Annotated in this window: 18 protein-coding genes and 1 riboswitch; of the genes, 9 read left to right on the top strand and 9 right to left on the bottom strand. The window is 66.4% G+C overall.

The window, feature by feature from the left end:
- Positions 1-100: 100 nt before the first annotated feature.
- On the bottom strand, positions 101-790 hold the full coding sequence (gene trhA, locus ACHQ4I_RS14975; protein ID WP_420772709.1) for a PAQR family membrane homeostasis protein TrhA: 690 nt from the start codon (positions 788-790) through the stop codon (positions 101-103).
- 200 nt (positions 791-990) lie between these two features.
- Between trhA and ACHQ4I_RS14970 the strand changes: the two genes are divergently transcribed.
- Positions 991-1,779 (top strand): isoprenyl transferase, encoded by a 789-nt coding sequence (locus ACHQ4I_RS14970; protein ID WP_420772708.1) that lies wholly within the window; start codon positions 991-993, stop codon positions 1,777-1,779.
- Between the two features lie 77 nt (positions 1,780-1,856).
- The gene (locus tag ACHQ4I_RS14965; RefSeq protein WP_420772707.1) at positions 1,857-2,408 is read left to right on the top strand and encodes a hypothetical protein; all 552 of its coding nucleotides are present in this window, start codon (positions 1,857-1,859) and stop codon (positions 2,406-2,408) included.
- A 116-nt stretch (positions 2,409-2,524) separates the two neighbouring features.
- Here ACHQ4I_RS14965 and coaA read toward each other — a convergent pair whose 3' ends face one another.
- Positions 2,525-3,457: a type I pantothenate kinase gene (coaA, locus tag ACHQ4I_RS14960; RefSeq protein ID WP_420772304.1), complete on the bottom strand. Its 933-nt coding sequence runs from the start codon at positions 3,455-3,457 to the stop codon at positions 2,525-2,527.
- A 176-nt stretch (positions 3,458-3,633) separates the two neighbouring features.
- Between coaA and ACHQ4I_RS14955 the strand changes: the two genes are divergently transcribed.
- Entirely contained in the window at positions 3,634-4,830 is a 1,197-nt protein-coding gene (locus ACHQ4I_RS14955) for a DUF885 domain-containing protein (RefSeq protein ID WP_420772303.1), read from the top strand.
- Positions 4,831-4,833: 3 nt separating this feature from the next.
- On the opposite strand, the gene ACHQ4I_RS14950 is transcribed toward ACHQ4I_RS14955, so the two are convergent.
- Positions 4,834-5,280, bottom strand: coding sequence for a nitroreductase family deazaflavin-dependent oxidoreductase (locus tag ACHQ4I_RS14950; protein ID WP_420772302.1), 447 nt, complete (start codon positions 5,278-5,280; stop codon positions 4,834-4,836).
- Between the two features lie 20 nt (positions 5,281-5,300).
- On the bottom strand, positions 5,301-5,747 hold the full coding sequence (locus ACHQ4I_RS14945) for a PaaI family thioesterase (RefSeq protein ID WP_420772301.1): 447 nt from the start codon (positions 5,745-5,747) through the stop codon (positions 5,301-5,303).
- A gap of 95 nt (positions 5,748-5,842) precedes the next feature.
- Here ACHQ4I_RS14945 and ACHQ4I_RS14940 point away from each other — a divergent pair, with 95 nt between their 5' ends.
- The 3 genes from ACHQ4I_RS14940 to ACHQ4I_RS14930 all read left to right on the top strand — a co-directional run bounded on the left by ACHQ4I_RS14940 (position 5,843) and on the right by ACHQ4I_RS14930 (position 8,445).
- On the top strand, positions 5,843-6,412 hold the full coding sequence (locus ACHQ4I_RS14940; RefSeq protein ID WP_420772300.1) for a TetR/AcrR family transcriptional regulator: 570 nt from the start codon (positions 5,843-5,845) through the stop codon (positions 6,410-6,412).
- 50 nt (positions 6,413-6,462) lie between these two features.
- Positions 6,463-6,547: riboswitch (ZMP/ZTP riboswitch) on the top strand.
- Between the two features lie 114 nt (positions 6,548-6,661).
- Positions 6,662-7,957 carry a serine hydroxymethyltransferase gene (gene glyA / locus ACHQ4I_RS14935; protein ID WP_420772706.1) on the top strand — a complete coding sequence of 432 codons (1,296 nt, stop codon included), beginning with the start codon at positions 6,662-6,664 and terminating at the stop codon, positions 7,955-7,957.
- A 182-nt stretch (positions 7,958-8,139) separates the two neighbouring features.
- Entirely contained in the window at positions 8,140-8,445 is a 306-nt protein-coding gene (locus tag ACHQ4I_RS14930) for a hypothetical protein (protein WP_420772299.1), read from the top strand.
- 60 nt (positions 8,446-8,505) lie between these two features.
- On the opposite strand, the gene ACHQ4I_RS14925 is transcribed toward ACHQ4I_RS14930, so the two are convergent.
- Positions 8,506-9,255 (bottom strand): MBL fold metallo-hydrolase, encoded by a 750-nt coding sequence (locus ACHQ4I_RS14925; RefSeq protein WP_420772298.1) that lies wholly within the window; start codon positions 9,253-9,255, stop codon positions 8,506-8,508.
- A gap of 69 nt (positions 9,256-9,324) precedes the next feature.
- On the opposite strand from ACHQ4I_RS14925, the gene ACHQ4I_RS14920 reads away from it, so the two are divergent.
- Positions 9,325-9,924: a TetR/AcrR family transcriptional regulator gene (locus ACHQ4I_RS14920; RefSeq protein WP_420772297.1), complete on the top strand. Its 600-nt coding sequence runs from the start codon at positions 9,325-9,327 to the stop codon at positions 9,922-9,924.
- Positions 9,925-9,966: 42 nt separating this feature from the next.
- On the opposite strand, the gene ACHQ4I_RS14915 is transcribed toward ACHQ4I_RS14920, so the two are convergent.
- From ACHQ4I_RS14915 to ACHQ4I_RS14900, 4 genes are all read right to left on the bottom strand, one after another.
- On the bottom strand, positions 9,967-10,398 hold the full coding sequence (locus tag ACHQ4I_RS14915) for a hypothetical protein (RefSeq protein WP_420772296.1): 432 nt from the start codon (positions 10,396-10,398) through the stop codon (positions 9,967-9,969).
- A gap of 168 nt (positions 10,399-10,566) precedes the next feature.
- Positions 10,567-11,298 carry an ESX secretion-associated protein EspG gene (locus ACHQ4I_RS14910; protein ID WP_420772295.1) on the bottom strand — a complete coding sequence of 244 codons (732 nt, stop codon included), beginning with the start codon at positions 11,296-11,298 and terminating at the stop codon, positions 10,567-10,569.
- On the bottom strand, positions 11,298-12,497 hold the full coding sequence (locus ACHQ4I_RS14905) for a PPE domain-containing protein (protein ID WP_420772294.1): 1,200 nt from the start codon (positions 12,495-12,497) through the stop codon (positions 11,298-11,300). Before ACHQ4I_RS14905 ends, ACHQ4I_RS14910 begins: the two co-directional genes overlap by 1 nt.
- 145 nt (positions 12,498-12,642) lie before the next feature.
- Positions 12,643-13,836: an FAD-dependent monooxygenase gene (locus ACHQ4I_RS14900; protein ID WP_420772293.1), complete on the bottom strand. Its 1,194-nt coding sequence runs from the start codon at positions 13,834-13,836 to the stop codon at positions 12,643-12,645.
- 112 nt (positions 13,837-13,948) lie between these two features.
- Here ACHQ4I_RS14900 and ACHQ4I_RS14895 point away from each other — a divergent pair, with 112 nt between their 5' ends.
- Both ACHQ4I_RS14895 and ACHQ4I_RS14890 read left to right on the top strand, forming a co-directional pair.
- Complete coding sequence (locus ACHQ4I_RS14895) at positions 13,949-14,701, top strand: TetR/AcrR family transcriptional regulator (protein WP_420772292.1); 753 nt, start codon at positions 13,949-13,951, stop codon at positions 14,699-14,701.
- A gap of 48 nt (positions 14,702-14,749) precedes the next feature.
- Entirely contained in the window at positions 14,750-15,169 is a 420-nt protein-coding gene (locus tag ACHQ4I_RS14890) for a limonene-1,2-epoxide hydrolase family protein (protein ID WP_420772291.1), read from the top strand.
- Positions 15,170-15,171: the final 2 nt, after the last annotated feature.

Raw genomic sequence — 15,171 nt, 5'->3', positions numbered from 1 at the left:
TTCGGCACACCCAGGATGTTCGGGGGCCCGACTCGTGCGCGTCGGGCACCCCGTGTCAGCGCCCGGCACCCGTGTTCGGGGTGCCCGGGGCTACTCGGACTCAGCGCAGGACGACCAGCCAGATCGCGGCGTAGTGGCACAGCGCGGCCAGGACGGTCGCGGCGTGGAAGAACTCGTGGTGGCCGAAGACCGTGGGCCAGGGATTCGGCCATTTGGTCGCGTAGAGGATCGCGCCGCCGCTGTAGACCAGGCCGCCGATGAGCAGCAGGATCAGCGGGGCGATTCCGATATTTGTATTCAGCTGCCCGGCCACCGGCACGATCGCCCAGCCGAGCAGCAGATACAGCGGCACCCCGACCCAGCGCGGCGCGGCGGGCCACAGCAGTTTCAATGCCACACCGGCGAGCGCACCGATCCACACCACCAGCAGCAGGGTCTGCCCGGTCCGGCCCGGCAGCCCGAGTAGGGCGAACGGGGTATAGCTGCCGGCGATGAACAGGAAGATCATCGAATGGTCGGCGCGCTTCATCTGGATGCGCGCCTTCGCGGTCGCCCAGGTCACCCGGTGGTAGACGGCGCTGATGCCGAACAACCCGCAGACGGTGAGTCCGTAGACCAGGGTGGACCAGCTCGCCGTCGCCGAGACTGTGGTGGCTTCGGCGACCAATGCGATCACCGCGACCGCCGCGACGCCGACCGCCCAGGTGTGGATCCAGCCGCGCAGGCGCGGCTTGATCAGGGTCGCCGTGCCCGGGATCGCGACCGGTGTCGCATCGGCTGTGCCGATCATTTCGGACACGAGTTACCTCCTAGTGATACCCGCCAGTAACCTACGGTACCGTAAGTTTTCGGCCCTCGGCCACTGTACTGGGTAACGCGCGGTGTCGGCTACGGGCACGGATGCGGTAGTGCAGCGTAACCGTGGAGGGCACCGCGAACGTCGCAAATCCAACACAGCCGGTGCCGGGATCGGGCCGCTGGGGCGTAGGGTTGGTCGCCGTGGAGCTTCCGAGTCAGGTGCGTGGTTTGCCCTACCGCATCTACGAGGCCCGGCTGTCCAAGCAGCTGGCGGGCAAACAACATCCCCGGCACGTCGCGGTGATGTGCGATGGCAATCGGCGCTGGGCGAGAGAGAACGGCTTCACCGATGTGAGCCACGGGCATCGGGTCGGCGCGCTGAAAATCGCCGAACTCGTCGGCTGGTGCGCGGACGAGGGCATCGAGATGGTGACCGTCTATCTGCTCTCCACCGAGAACCTGCAGCGCGATCCCGAGGAGTTGGAGACGCTGTTCGAGGTGATCACCGATGTCGTCGAGGAGCTGTCCGCGCCGGAACAGAACTGGAGCGTGCGCATCGTCGGCTCGCTCGACGGCTTCCCGGAACTGGTCGCCAAGCGGCTGCGCACCGCGGCCGAACGCACCAGCGGACGCGACGGCGTCCACGTGAACGTGGCGGTCGGCTACGGCGGTCGGCAGGAGATCGCGGACGCGGTCCGCAAACTGGTCCGCCAGGAGATGGCGGCGGGGGAGACCGGCGAGGATCTGGTCCAGTCGATCACCGTGAACTCCATCGGCCAGCACCTCTACACCTCCGGCCAGCCCGATCCGGACCTGGTCATCCGAACCTCCGGTGAGCAGCGACTTTCCGGATTCCTGCTGTGGCAGAGCGCATACTCGGAAATATGGTTCACCGAGGCGTACTGGCCGGAATTCCGACGAGTGGACTTCCTGCGCGCGTTGCGCGACTTCGCCGCCCGCCATCGCCGTTTCGGTATCTGACGCAACGACATTCGCGTACCGTCCGGTTTGTGGACGAGTCGACGATGGCCGCTGTGCCCGCGCCGAAGGGGGAGCGGATGCCCTACATCGACTACGAGCAGTTCGGTCGGCGCTTCCTGGAATACGCGGCCTCGCAGCAGCGCATTTCCGGTGCCTTCGCCCAGTTGACCGGCGCTGCTTTCGATTTCGGTCCGATCGGTGTCGGACCGGGCAAGTTGGCGAAGGTCGCCGCGCAGGTGCGACTCGGCGAGCCGAAGCTGCACCGGTATGTCGAGGACGTCATCTCCTTCGAGCTGATCATCCCGCTCGATGTCGATCTGCTGCTCGATCTCGCCGTGGACCGGCATCGCTTCCGGGTCGACGGCAATATCCACCTGCACTTGACCGTTCGCACCGCTGAACCGCTGCGGGTCGTCATCGATATCGCCGAGCCGCGCCCGAGCGACGTTCGTATCAATGTGGCCACCGCCACCAAGCGCGGGCAACTGCTGCGCGTCCTCGCCAGCGTCGACCACGAGATCCGGCGCTTCGTGGCACGCTATATCGCCACCGAAATCCGCAAACCGCATATCGCGGCGGTCCGTGATATCGATGTGGCGGCCCGGCTGGACGCGGCCTGGAAGCTGTGACCCCTTTCGAGCCGACCGTTTCGAGCTGACCGTTTCGAGCTGACCGTTTCGAGCGACCTGCAAGCAGTCGCTACGGCCTGCAAGCAGTCGCTACGGCCTGCAAGCAGTCGCTACGGCTAGAGCTTGCGCAACCGCAGCCGGTTGATGCTGTGGTCGGCGTCCTTGCGCAGCACCAGTGTGGCGCGCGGCCGGGTCGGCAGAATGTTGTCCACCAGGTTGGGTCGGTTGGTGGAGTTCCAGATCTCCTGCGCGGCGGCGGTGGCCTGGTCGTCGGTGAATCCGGAGTAGTGGTGGAAATGCGCGTTCGGGTCGGCGAAGGCGGTCTCGCGCAGGGTGAGAAACCGTTGCACATACCACTTCTCGATGTCCTCGATGCGCGCGTCGACGTAGATCGAGAAGTCGAACAGGTCCGAGACCATCAACCGCGGACCGGTCTGCAGCACATTGAGACCTTCCACGATGAGAATGTCGGGTTGAGTCACGCAGTGGAACTTGCCCGGCACGATGTCGTAGGAGATATGCGAATACACCGGCGCGCATACTTCGGCCGCACCGGATTTCACCTCGGTGACGAAGCGCAACAGTTTGCGGCGATCGTAGCTTTCCGGAAAACCCTTGCGGTGCATGATGCCGCGCCGAGTGAGTTCCGCGGTCGGATAAAGGAATCCGTCGGTTGTGACCAAATCCACACGCGGATGATGGTCCCATCGCGCCAGCAGGGCCTGCAGAACGCGGGCGGTGGTGGATTTTCCGACCGCGACACTGCCCGCGACGCCGATCACGAATGGCACCTGCTGATCGGGATGGGTCTCCCCGAGAAAGGTCGCGGTCGCGGCGAACAGCCGTTGACGTGCGGCGACCTGCAGGTGAATGAGGCGAGCGAGCGGGAGATAGACCTCGGCGACCTCTTCCAGATCGATCTGTTCGCCGAGGCCGCGAAGGCCGATCAGTTCTTCCTCGGTGAGCACCAGGGGAGTTGATTTACGCAGGGTGCGCCACTGTTTCCGGTCGAATTCCACATAGGGACTCGGCTCGCTCATTCGTGCCACTTACCCGACACTCCGTTCAAGCAAACACGCAAACGTCGCGCGTCGACTGTGTGAGATTCGGTCCAGCTCTCGCATAGCCGAATTCTGCTCTGCGTCAACATCGTGTGAAACGCGGGGTGCCATACCGGTTGGTAACCGGTCGATGCGCCGGCCCTTACCGGCTAATGTCGGCGGTCATGGAAGCGCATCCCCTGGTGGCCGAGTACCTGCGGCTCGGCTTGGCATTCGACCGTCTGGAGGAAGGATTCGTCGACGCGTATACCGGCGATCCGACGCTGCGTCGCGAGGTCGAGAACGCGCCGGCGCCGCAGCCGCGCGAGCTGGCTCGGCGCGCCGCGTGGTTGCGTGCGGAACTGCCCACGGCCGGGTTGGCGCCGCAGCGGGCGGAATTCCTGGACGCGCACCTGCGGGCGCTGGAATGCTCCGGCCGCAAGTTCGCCGGGGACGATATCGGCTTCGTCGACGAGGTGCGGGCCTACTTCGATGTCGAGATCGCACCCGGGGATGTCGAGGACTACCGCGACGCGCACCGGCAGATGGACGAGGTGCTGACCGGTGACGGTCCGCTCGCCGAGCGAGTGACCGCGTTCCGCAAGGCCGATGAGATTCCGCCGGAGCGGTTGAGCGTGTGCGTCGAGGCGTTCTCGAGTGCGCTGCGGGAGCTGGTGCGCGAGCGTTATCCGCTGCCCGACCACGAGCACGTCACCTATGAGGTGGTGGGGGATAAACCCTGGTCCGGCTTCAATTACTACCTGGGCAACTATCACTCCCGGGTGGCGATCAACTCCGATCTGAAGCAGCATATGGCGCAGCTGCCCACCCTCATCGCGCACGAGTCCTATCCCGGACATCACACCGAGCACTGCCGCAAGGAGGCCGGGCTGGTCGCGAACGGGCAGGCCGAGCAGACGTTGTTCCTGGTGAACACCCCGCAGTGCCTGATGGCGGAGGGGCTGGCGGATCTGGCGCTGCGCTCGATCGTCGGACCCGGCTGGGGCAAATGGGCGCAGGAGATCTACGCGGATCTGGGGTTGCGCTTCGAAGGTGAACGCGCTGAACAGCTTTCGAACGCCTCGGCGAAATTGCTCGGGGTCAGGCAGGACGCCGCGCTGCTGCTGCACGATCAGCATCGCGACGCGGACGAGGTCGCCGGATTCCTGCAGCGCTGGAGCCTGACCACACCCGAACGCGCCCGCCAATCGCTGCGCTTCCTGTCCTCACCCCTGTGGCGCGCCTACATCAGCACCTACGTCGAGGGCTACCGTCTGCTCGGCGGCTGGCTGGACCGTGCGGACGACGCCGACGATCGCGCCGACCGCTTTCGCCGCCTCCTCGACGAACCCCTCACCCCCGGGGGCCTACGCACCATGTAAGCCTCACGCGGCGAAGGTGATGCGGACCGAGATCGGATCGGACTCCAGTGCCTTGATCGTCCACGCGGTGGCGGATTCGGCGACTCGGCCCCTGGCGAAGCTGCGTGCGCGGGCGACCACGTCGTCATCGGGGACGAAGGCCGCGGTGCCGGTGTACCAGCGCTTGCCGTGGCGCAGCCGGACACTGGGGTTCGCGGCGATATTGCGGGCCCAGCCCGCGCGGTGGCCGTGCTGTGAGATGACCCATGCGCCGTCGCCGTCGATCGATACGGTGACCGGAACACGGCGCGGCGTACCGGATTTGGCTCCGATGGTCTCCAATTCGGCGATCATCGCGGAGCGGATGCCGATCCGATCCAGCAGTCCGACAGCGGGATTGGCCAGATAGCGGCCGATGAACCGCTCCCGGCGGAACTTGCGCGCGGCTGCCTCGGTGGTGCGTCGATTCATGGTCGGTTCTCCTTCATATCTCAGCGGAAGATGACGCAGGTCGTGGAGCCGTGCGCGACCAGTTTTCCCTGGTCGTCGACCACGCGCCCCTCGGCGGTCGCGGTGCTGCGGCCGACGTGGATGGTGGAGCCGGTCGCGATCAGGCGGCGGCCGTCGGTGGGCACGGCGCGGATGTAGTTGATCTTCAGTTCCAGCGTGGTGTAGCCCACACCGGCGTCGAGGGTGGTGTGCACGGCACAACCCATCACCGAATCGAGCAGGGTCGCGCAGATCCCGCCGTGGGTGGTGCCGAGCGGATTGGCGAAATCGGGGCGGGTCCGCAGTCCGAAGACCACCTTGCCGTGCTCGAGCAGATCGACCTCCATGCCGAGCAGATCGCCGATGAACGGCGGCCGTGATCGCGTCGTCATCGTGGTACGCAGCAGTTCGAGTCCGGACAGCTGGGCCACGTCGGTCGGCGTACTCATGAATCCGTCCTTTCGGTGAACCGATCGGTCCACATCTGTCATGATTGGAGCATGGACCGATCGGTTCACGCAACCATGAGTCGAGGAGGATCGCGATGACCGCGGGTCCGCGCGAGCGACTGATCGATAGCGCCATCGAGTTGATTCGCGAGCAAGGTGTGCACGCCGCCGGGCTTTCCGCCCTGCTCGAGCGCGGCCACGCCTCCCGGAATTCGCTCTACCAGCACTTTCCCTCCGGCAAGAGCGAGCTTGTCGAGGTAGCGACCAAGACGGCGGGCGAGCGGCTGGCCGCCGTCATGGACAAGGTCACCGCGAAGGGTGCGCCGGTGCAATGGGCGACCGCGCTCACCGATTGGTGGCAGCGCGCCCTCGCGCGCAGTTCGTTCACCATGGGATGCCCCATCGTCGGCGCCGCACTCGCCGAATCCGAACCGGGCGTGCAGGCGGCCGCAGGCGCCGTCTTCACCGACTGGGCCGACCGGCTCGCGGACGCACTGGGCGACAACGGGTTATCGGCCGAGGAGGCGCGGTCGCTGGCCGGATTCGTGATCAGCGCGCTGGAGGGCGCCATCATCCAATCTCGGGCGTTGAAATCCACTCGGCCGCTCGACGACGCGCAGATCCACCTCACCGCATTGTTGCGATCCGCCGTACCCGATGCTTGACGCGCGGGCCAACACAGGCATATCGGGCCGTCGCCGACCGCCGGATAAGATGATCGGACCGCGACTGGCGCACTCGAGGTGGAAGCAACCACCGGGAAGCACCCTCGCCCCGCACCGCGCGCCTGGGTGCCGGGCTCATGGGCCTTGGGGTGCGCACTCCGGGGCACCCGGACCACGGAGGTTGCGATGCATTCCGAGACACAGAACCCCCTGATCGGCGCGGCGCAGACGGCCAATAGACTCGATCGGGTGACGCAGACGACCGCCTCTGTCAATACCCAATCCCTCGGTGAACTCGATCCGGAGGTCGCCGCCGCGATGGCAGGCGAACTCGCCCGCGAACGCGACACCCTCGAGATGATCGCCTCGGAGAACTTCGTGCCGCGCGCGGTGCTGCAGGCGCAGGGCAGCGTGCTCACCAATAAGTACGCCGAGGGCTATCCGGGCCGTCGCTACTACGGTGGCTGCGAGCACGTCGACGTCGTCGAAACCCTCGCCCGCAATCGCGCCAAGGAACTCTTCGGCGCCGACTTCGCCAATGTGCAGCCGCATTCCGGCGCACAGGCGAACGCCGCGGTGCTGATGGCGCTGATGGAGCCGGGCGACCGGCTGCTCGGCCTGGACCTCGCGCACGGCGGTCACCTCACGCACGGCATGCGACTGAACTTCTCCGGCAAGCTCTACGAGGTGCACTCCTACGGGGTCAGCAAGGAAGACCACCGCATCGATATGGAGGAGCTGCGCAAGACCGCGCTCTCCGCCCGGCCGAAGGTGATCGTCGCCGGCTGGTCGGCCTATCCGCGGCATCAGGACTTCGCCGCGTTCCGCGAGATCGCCGACGAGGTCGGCGCCAAGCTGTGGGTCGATATGGCGCACTTCGCCGGTCTGGTCGCCGCCGGACTGCACCCCTCGCCGGTGCCCTACGCCGATGTGGTCTCCTCCACCGTGCACAAGACCCTCGGCGGTCCGCGCTCCGGCCTGATCCTGGCCAAGCAGGAGTACGCCAAGAAGCTCAACAGCTCGGTGTTCCCCGGTCAGCAGGGCGGTCCGCTCATGCACGTGATCGCCGCGAAGGCCGTCGCGTTCAAGATCGCGGCGAGCGCCGAATTCAAGGAGCGTCAGGAGCGCACCCTCTCCGGTGCGAAGATCCTGGCCGAGCGGCTCGGCGGTGCCGACGTCAAGGACAAGGGCATCAGCGTCCTCACCGGCGGTACCGACGTGCACCTGGTGCTGGTCGACCTGCGCAACTCCCAGATCGATGGTCAGCAGGGTGAGGATCTGCTGCACGAAATCGGAATCACCGTGAACCGCAATGCCGTTCCGTTCGACCCGCGCCCGCCGATGGTCACCTCCGGCCTGCGCATCGGCACCGCGGCCCTGGCCACCCGCGGCTTCGGCGACACCGAGTTCACCGAGGTCGCCGACATCATCGCCACCGCGCTCGCGGGTGGCTCCGATGTCGACGCGCTGCGCGCCCGGGTCACCAAGCTGGCGCGGGACCTGCCGCTCTACAACGGTCTCGAGGACTGGCACCTGCTCGGCTGATCACTGTTCGTCCCGATTCGCCCGGGAATTCGGCTCCGCGCCAACAGCAACCATTCGGTTGCCCGCGCGATGGCCGGGTTCTCGGGCGAATTCGTTTCGTCCTACCGTGCCGAATGTTGCAGCGGTTGTGTCAAGGGCGGGTTGCGCTTACCTTTATCGGTGAATATCCGGCAATGGGGTGAATGGTGCAGCGTCAGTACGTATTCGGTATGGGTATCGCGGTGTTCTCGGCGGCGATGATCGGTGTCGGTGCCCCGGTGGCAAGCGCCAAGGAGGTAGCACCGGGCGTCAGCTGCAGTGCCGATCTGTGCGTCAACGACACCGACGAGGTGTACCGCGTGACCGGCTACGGCTATTGCGATGGCGAGTTCGGCGCACTGACCCAGGCGATCCAGCCGCACACCAGCGAACAAATCACCTGCGTCGATGGTGACCCGGCGGAAGGCATCTCGGTCACCAACGCCTACGTCTCCAGTCTCCCCAGCTGACACCGGGTTCTCGCCAAGCCCGACGCAAGCCGCGTTGTTCTCGTGAAAACCGGATCGGCGCTACAAACCCAGCGTGCGACCGGGTTCGAGAATGTGGACGGTGGTGTCGGGGGCGAGGTCGGCGGTGGCGTCGCGGTAGAGGTCCGGACGGTTTCGGGTGGACTTCGTTAGAAGGCGGTCGCCGAGGGCTCCGCTGGTGAACGCGTAGTGGATCGGGACGGCGAGGCGGGGGCGCAGGACGCGGGTGAGGTCGGCGGCCTCGGTGGCGTCCATGACGACCTGGTGGTTGAACGCGGGGCGGATGCGCAGGCCGTTGATGGGCAGTAGCGCCAGGTCCAAATCCTTGAAGCGGTGGGCGATTTCGTCGAGTTCGGTGATGCGGAGGGTGTCGGCGCCGAAGAAAACGCTGTGGCCGTCGGCGCGCAATACGAAGGTGACCTCGGGGACGCCGTGGCTGGCGGGTGTGGCGGTCACCTCGACCGAGCCGAGATATGTCTGCTGCCAGGGATCCAATTCGACGACATTGCGAAATCCGGCGGCCCGCACCTGTTTTGCGAGGCCGCGCACGACGGCGAAGGGCACACTCTTATCCGGATAACTCCGCAGCGCGTCCAGGTCGCAATGGTCGTAGTGGGCGTGGCTGATCACGATCCCGGCCAGTTCCGGTAGGTCGGCGGCGGTGGCGATGCTGCGCGGCTCGCCCTGGTAGTAGAAGCGGCGTTCGGACAGCCACGGATCGGTGAGGATGCGGGCGCCGCCGAAATCGAGCAGAACGCTGGCGTGGACGACACGAGTCGCGGTGACGGACATGGTCTTTCCTAACAAGACGGGTGTCTACTGATGATTGTCAGTTGACACCCGTCTTGTTAACCTGTCAAGGTGACGGCGAAAAACAGCACCGCAAGGGATCGCAACCGCCGCGGCGAAGGCGGCCGACTGCGCGCGGAACTGGTCGCGGCGGCAAGTCGCCTGCTGGAAACGTTGGACGGTCAGGAATCGCTGTCGCTGCGCGCGGTCGCCCGGGCCGCGGGTATCGCGCCGCAGAGTGTGTACCTGCACTTCGCCGATCGGCGAGAACTGCTGACCGCGGTGTACGAGGTTCGCTTCGCCGAACTGCGAACTGCCCTGTCGGCCGCCACGTCGGCGGACGGCCCGACCCGCCTCACCGAAATATGCCGCGCCTATTGCGAATACGGTCTACAGAATCCGGGCCACTACCGGGTGCTTTTCGGCACAGCGGGCACACCGGGTTGGGAACCGACCGATGCGCAAATGCCCGGCCTGCCAGTCTTCCGACTGCTGGCCGACGCGGCCGAAGCGTGTGGCAGCGCGGATCCGACCGCCACCGCCTCGTGCCTGTGGGCGGCGATGCACGGCCTGATCACCCTGCGTCAGGACCGGCCCAGCTTCCCGTGGCTCGACCTGGACGTTCTCATCGACACACTGGTGTCGGCACATCTGGCCGCTGCCCGAAAATAGCAAGGTGCCGTCGAACCGGATTCGATTCGACGGCAACCGGATTCAGAGCTGGATACCCTTTTCGGCGGCCAACTTCGCGATCTTCTCCATCTCGTCGATGGCGACCGCGACATAGGCGCGCAGTTGTCCGTCGTCATCGCGGCGCAGCAGGTACTCGTAGTCGCTGTCGGTGAGCAGATTGCCCTCGACATCGTAGAAGTGCCAGCGGACGTGGATGCGGGTGATGCGGTCGCTCAGGTCGACGTGCTCGAGCACGGTGTGGTCGACGCTGGCGAGACCCAGCGACCGATAGAGCGGGTAGGACTGCTCGAGGCCCTTCGCCATCTCGGCGGTGGTAGCGACGGTTCCCACGAAGGCGTCGCTGACCATAGTCCCCGGCGCACCCCACTGCGCGACCGAGCGCTGCGCATCGAACGCCCCCAACGCCTCCTGATACTCAACTAGATAGGACTCGATCTCTTCCCGCGACGTCATACCACCAAACCTATCGATAACACCGAATTCACATAAACCACATGGCCATTTCCAGCGACCAAGATCAGGTGGCACTGGTGGCGGGTGCTTCTCGGGCGATGCCGCCACAGATTCCCCCTGATCTTGATCCACCTCGGTGCGCGCTCCGTCTCGCCCCCTGCGCGAGTCCTAAATGCGCGCCTTGGCCCGAACGATGGACTCGTCCAGGTACCGCGTGAGGTCGGCGCTGGTACCCGGCCGGATCATCAGGGCGCGGTTGGCTGGGACCTCGTAGTAACGTCCCTCCTTCGTATCGATCCAGCGCAGCTTGCCGGTGCGCAGGGGTTCGGCATTGCGGGGGCCGACCAGGACCGTCGCGGTGCCGCTGGTATCGCAGGGTTGGCGCCAGAAGCGGCGGTAGCGGTCCTGGATGGCGCGGGCGGGCGCAGTGCCGAAGGGGTCGGGGCGGTCGTCGTTGAGATCGTCGAGTAGGTAGCTCTTTTCGGCCGCGGTGCCGGGCGGGCGATCGGGGAGCAGACGGATCAGTTCGGTGGCGAGTTGGTCGACCCGGACTCGGCGCAACCGCACCTTGCCGCCGTCCGGTGCGGGTGCTTGCAGCGCGATCACGCCGGGGCCGTTGCGGGTGGCGCAGCCGATGGCGCGCACCTCGATCGCGCCGCGCGTGTTATCGATACCGAACAGTTCGATGCGCCACTCGGGTTGGGCGAGCACTTGCAGGGCGCGCTGCAGCGGCGCATGGTCTTCGCGGGCCAGCTCCGCCCGGAATTGCCGCTGATAGGCGCGATATTCGTGGAGCCCTGGGAAGCGGCTGGTGAAGCGAAACGGAAAGGGCATGCGATCCAGACCGGTACCGAACCAGGCCGCCGCGAATTGTTCGGCGGACAAGGTCCACTGCGTCATCATTGCGCCCCGAGTACGGGCGGCACGGTCTTGTCCACCTCGCCGATGAGCTCTTCGCCGTGCTCCTCGGTGCGCAGGTAGGCCGCCGCCTTGTGCTCGCCGTCCTCCCCGCGTCGGCCGCGGGCCCTGGGCGGCAACATCCCGGAGTACCCGGCGGCCCCGGCCGTGCCCATCCGACTCGGCGTACCGGTGGCGGGCTGTGCCGCGGCTGCTCCCGGTGTGGTGGTTCCCGGCACCGACTTCCCAGGACTCGGCGTCGTACCGGGTGCGCCGCCGGGGCTCGGTCCGGTGGCAGTACGGCTCGGGCTCGAGGTACCCGGCGTAATCCCGGCCGATGTGACGGTGGTCGGCGCGGTCGACTGCACACCGGCGGTCGACGGGATGGTCGAAGTTGTGGAGGTATGCGTGGCGGAGGTCGGTACGGTCGACGTACTGCTGCTCTGCGTCGGCGAAACAGATTGTGGGGCAGCGGCTTCGGTCTTGCCCGGCGCATCCGTCCCGCCAGCGTCGGTGTTCTTGCCCTGACCAGTGTCCCCGGTCTTGCCCTGATCTGCGGACTCGCTCGGATCTCCGGTCTTGTCCGAGTCCGTGGTTTTGCTCGGAGCTTCCGTCTGCGAAGATTTGCCCGGCCGACCCGACCCGGTATCGGTCGGCGACGTCCCCGGAACAGCCCCGGGCGACACCCCGGGCACGGAGATCGGATTGACCGGTGGCGGCAGCGTCGGAATCGCCGGAGCGGTATTCCCATACGGCTGGATATACAAGGTGCTCATATCGTCCCGAGCCTGCTCTTCCTGCGTATTCCGCAGCTCCGGGCCGCGCGAATTGCTCGAGGTCTCCACCACCGGCGGGACCGCCACCTTGAACCGCGCCGCGGCACTCGCGGCCGACGATAGCGGCGTCGACTGCTGATCCAGCGACTCACCCAGCTCACCCACCCGCGTGGCGTAGTCCCGGATGCCGCGCACCGCCTGGTCCGCCGCAGCGCCCTCCCAGTGTTGTTCCACCGCTTGCTGAATCGCGGTCTCGAACTGCTGCCCCGCCTTGGTCACCGCCGCCGCGATGGCCGACCAGGCATCGAACGCACCGTCCAGTCCGCCCGGATTCATCTGGTCGGCGGCCTGTTTGATCTCCGCGTGCGAAAAGTTCTGCGCGTTCTCGGGATTGGTGATCGCGCGGCCGTCTGTCTGTGCTGTCATGGCCGACCCGGCCCCTTCCGTCAGTGCCGTCTGACCCTATAGACGCACCCGACCCCACCCCGGTTCCATCGAAACACAGCCGATCCCGCCGCGCCAGACCATGCGGTCCGCTCCGGTGCGGCGGTCTCCGGCCCACACCTGCCCCTTAATGCGCATCGGCGGCCGCGATCAGCGCCGGGTAGTCCGGCAGTTCGATGGTCTTGACGTTCTCGGTCATCTTCACCATCTTGTCGAACATCCACGAGTGCAGGAACCAGTTGCGGAACTTGATGCCCAGCGCGGTTTTCGGCGCGAAGAAGCGGCCCGCATTGCTGTAGTCCGCGAGTTTGCCGAGGGCGTGCATGAGCTCGTCGTAGCGCGCGAAGGCCTTGGAGTAATCGCCGTCGGCGAGCGCGAGTTCACCGGCGATGATGTAGGCGCCCTGCACCGCGAGTCCGGTTCCGAAGCCGCCCATGGTGTTTCCGTAGCCCGAATCGCCGACCAGCGCGACCCGCCCTCGGCTGTAGCTGTTCATCTTGCGCACCATGCTGATCGAGTCCAGGAAGAAGTCGTCGAACTCCGCCAGTTCGGCGAGCATGCGCGGCGCCTCCCAGCCGACGTCGGCGAAGGTTTCGGCGATGATGCGCCGCTGCGCCGCGGTGTCGTCACGGGCGTAGTCGAGTTCGGGCGAGGCGAAGATGTACAGCTGCTGTGCCTTCGAGCCACCGGTGATGACGCATTTGCCCGGCTCGTTGTAGCCGTAGGCCGTCAGCCGCTCAGGGGTGCTCTCGGACTTGATCGCCCACGGGCTCGCACCCGCGACGCAGTAGTAATGGCCGAGGTGCTTGACGAACTCCTGCTCCGGTCCGAACGCCAGACGCCGTACCCGCGAATGGATTCCGTCGGCGCCGAAGACCAGATCGAAACCGCGCGGCGCGCCCTTCTCGAATTCGACCCACACACCGTTGTCGGTCTCGGTCAGTGCGCTGATCGAGTCGCCGAATATGTATTCGCAATCCTGGTGGGTCTTTTCGTACATGATCCGCGCCAGATCCCCGCGCAGGATCTCCACGTCGCCGCCGGTGAAATCGCCGGAGATGAGGGCCTGCTGCTCGCCCTTGCCGTCGACGATCGCGATATCGGTGGTGCCGGTTCGATGCGCGTAGATCTCGTCCAGGATGCCCATCTGCTCGAGCACCTTGTGGTGCGTTTCGCCGGTGAAGTCGACGGCTTGGCCGCCGGGCCGCAGTGCCGAAGCGCGCTCGACCACGGTGACCTCGAACCCGTAGCGGTTCAGCCAGTAGGCGAGGGCGGGGCCCGCGATGCTCGCGCCGGAGATGAGAACGGACTTGTTACGCATGATGTCTCCCGATGTCAGTATCTGCGTCCGATGGAATCTGTATCCGCCGGACACGAATTAGAGTATGGTAGACACAGTTAGTTGTCAACGCGCTTTCCGGAAGGATGTGTAGATGCCGTCACCGACCACCGTCGAACTGCTCTGGGGCACCCAGCAGCGGCCCAAACGCGGACCCAAGCCAGCACTCTCACTGGAGGGGATCGTCGCCGAGGCCATCGCCCTCGCCGATGCCGAAGGCCTGGCGAATCTGTCGATGCAGCGCCTGGCCGAACGCCTCGGCTTCACCAAGATGTCGCTGTACCGCTATGTCCCGGGCAAGGAGCAGCTCACCGCGCTGATGTTCGACAGCGCCATGGGGACGCCGCCGGATATGGCCGCGGCGCAGGCGGATTCGACCGAAGAACCGTGGCGCGCCGCGCTGCGCGGCTGGGCCCAGACGATTTTCGAGCGCTACACCGCCCATCCCTGGGCGATCGAGCTCGCCACCGGACTGCGCCCCATCGGGCCGAATGAGATGGGCTGGACCGAGGCCGCGCTGGTGGCCCTCAAGGACACCGGGCTGAACGGATCCGAGCGGCTGGACACCATCGTGCTGCTCAACGGGCACGTCCGCAGCTTGGCCCAGCAGGTCAACTCCACCGGCGGCGGCGCGGCGGCGGCGCAGTTCACCGCGCAGTTCACGGCGATGATGACCGCGGCGGGCGACCGTTATCCCGAGGTCGTCGCGGCCTTCGCCGAGGAGGCGTCCGCGACGTCCGCACCGCCCTACGCCGGGGGCCCCGACGACGCGTTGAACTTCGGTATCGCCCGTGTGCTCGACGGCCTGGCCGTGCTCATCGATCAGCGCCGAGGCGAATCGCGGTGAGCTGCGGCGGCACTGTCGAGCGGTGCGGCGGCGGCCTACGCTCGGACTATGAGCGAAGAACTCGAGCTGGAGCAGGACGCGATCACCACCGTGCGGGAGTTCTTCGCCGCGCTGGAACTCGGGGCCGTCGAGGAGGCGCTCGACCTGCTGCACCCCGACGTCGTCTGGAAGAACACCTCACTGCCGACCGTCGGCGGCGGGCTGACGCGCCGAATTCTGCGCGGCCTGAATCGCGACACCATCGGCTTCGCCGCCCAGATGCGTCACATCGCCGCCGACGGTGACATCGTGCTCACCGACCGCACCGACATCCTGCGCGTCGGTCCGCTGCGGATCGCATTCTGGGTATGCGGCACCTTCGAGCTGCGCGATGGCCGAATCATCCTGTGGGACGACCACTTCAGCTGGGAGAACTTCCTGCGCGGGACCGTCGTCGGACTGGTCCGCGCCGCGCTGCCCAACCGCTGAGG

Origin of the sequence: Nocardia nepalensis, from assembly GCF_048910785.1 — a bacterium.
Taxonomy (GTDB): domain Bacteria; phylum Actinomycetota; class Actinomycetes; order Mycobacteriales; family Mycobacteriaceae; genus Nocardia; species Nocardia nepalensis.
Note: the sequence above shows the minus strand (reverse complement) of the source record. Positions and strands in the feature narration are given on the sequence as shown.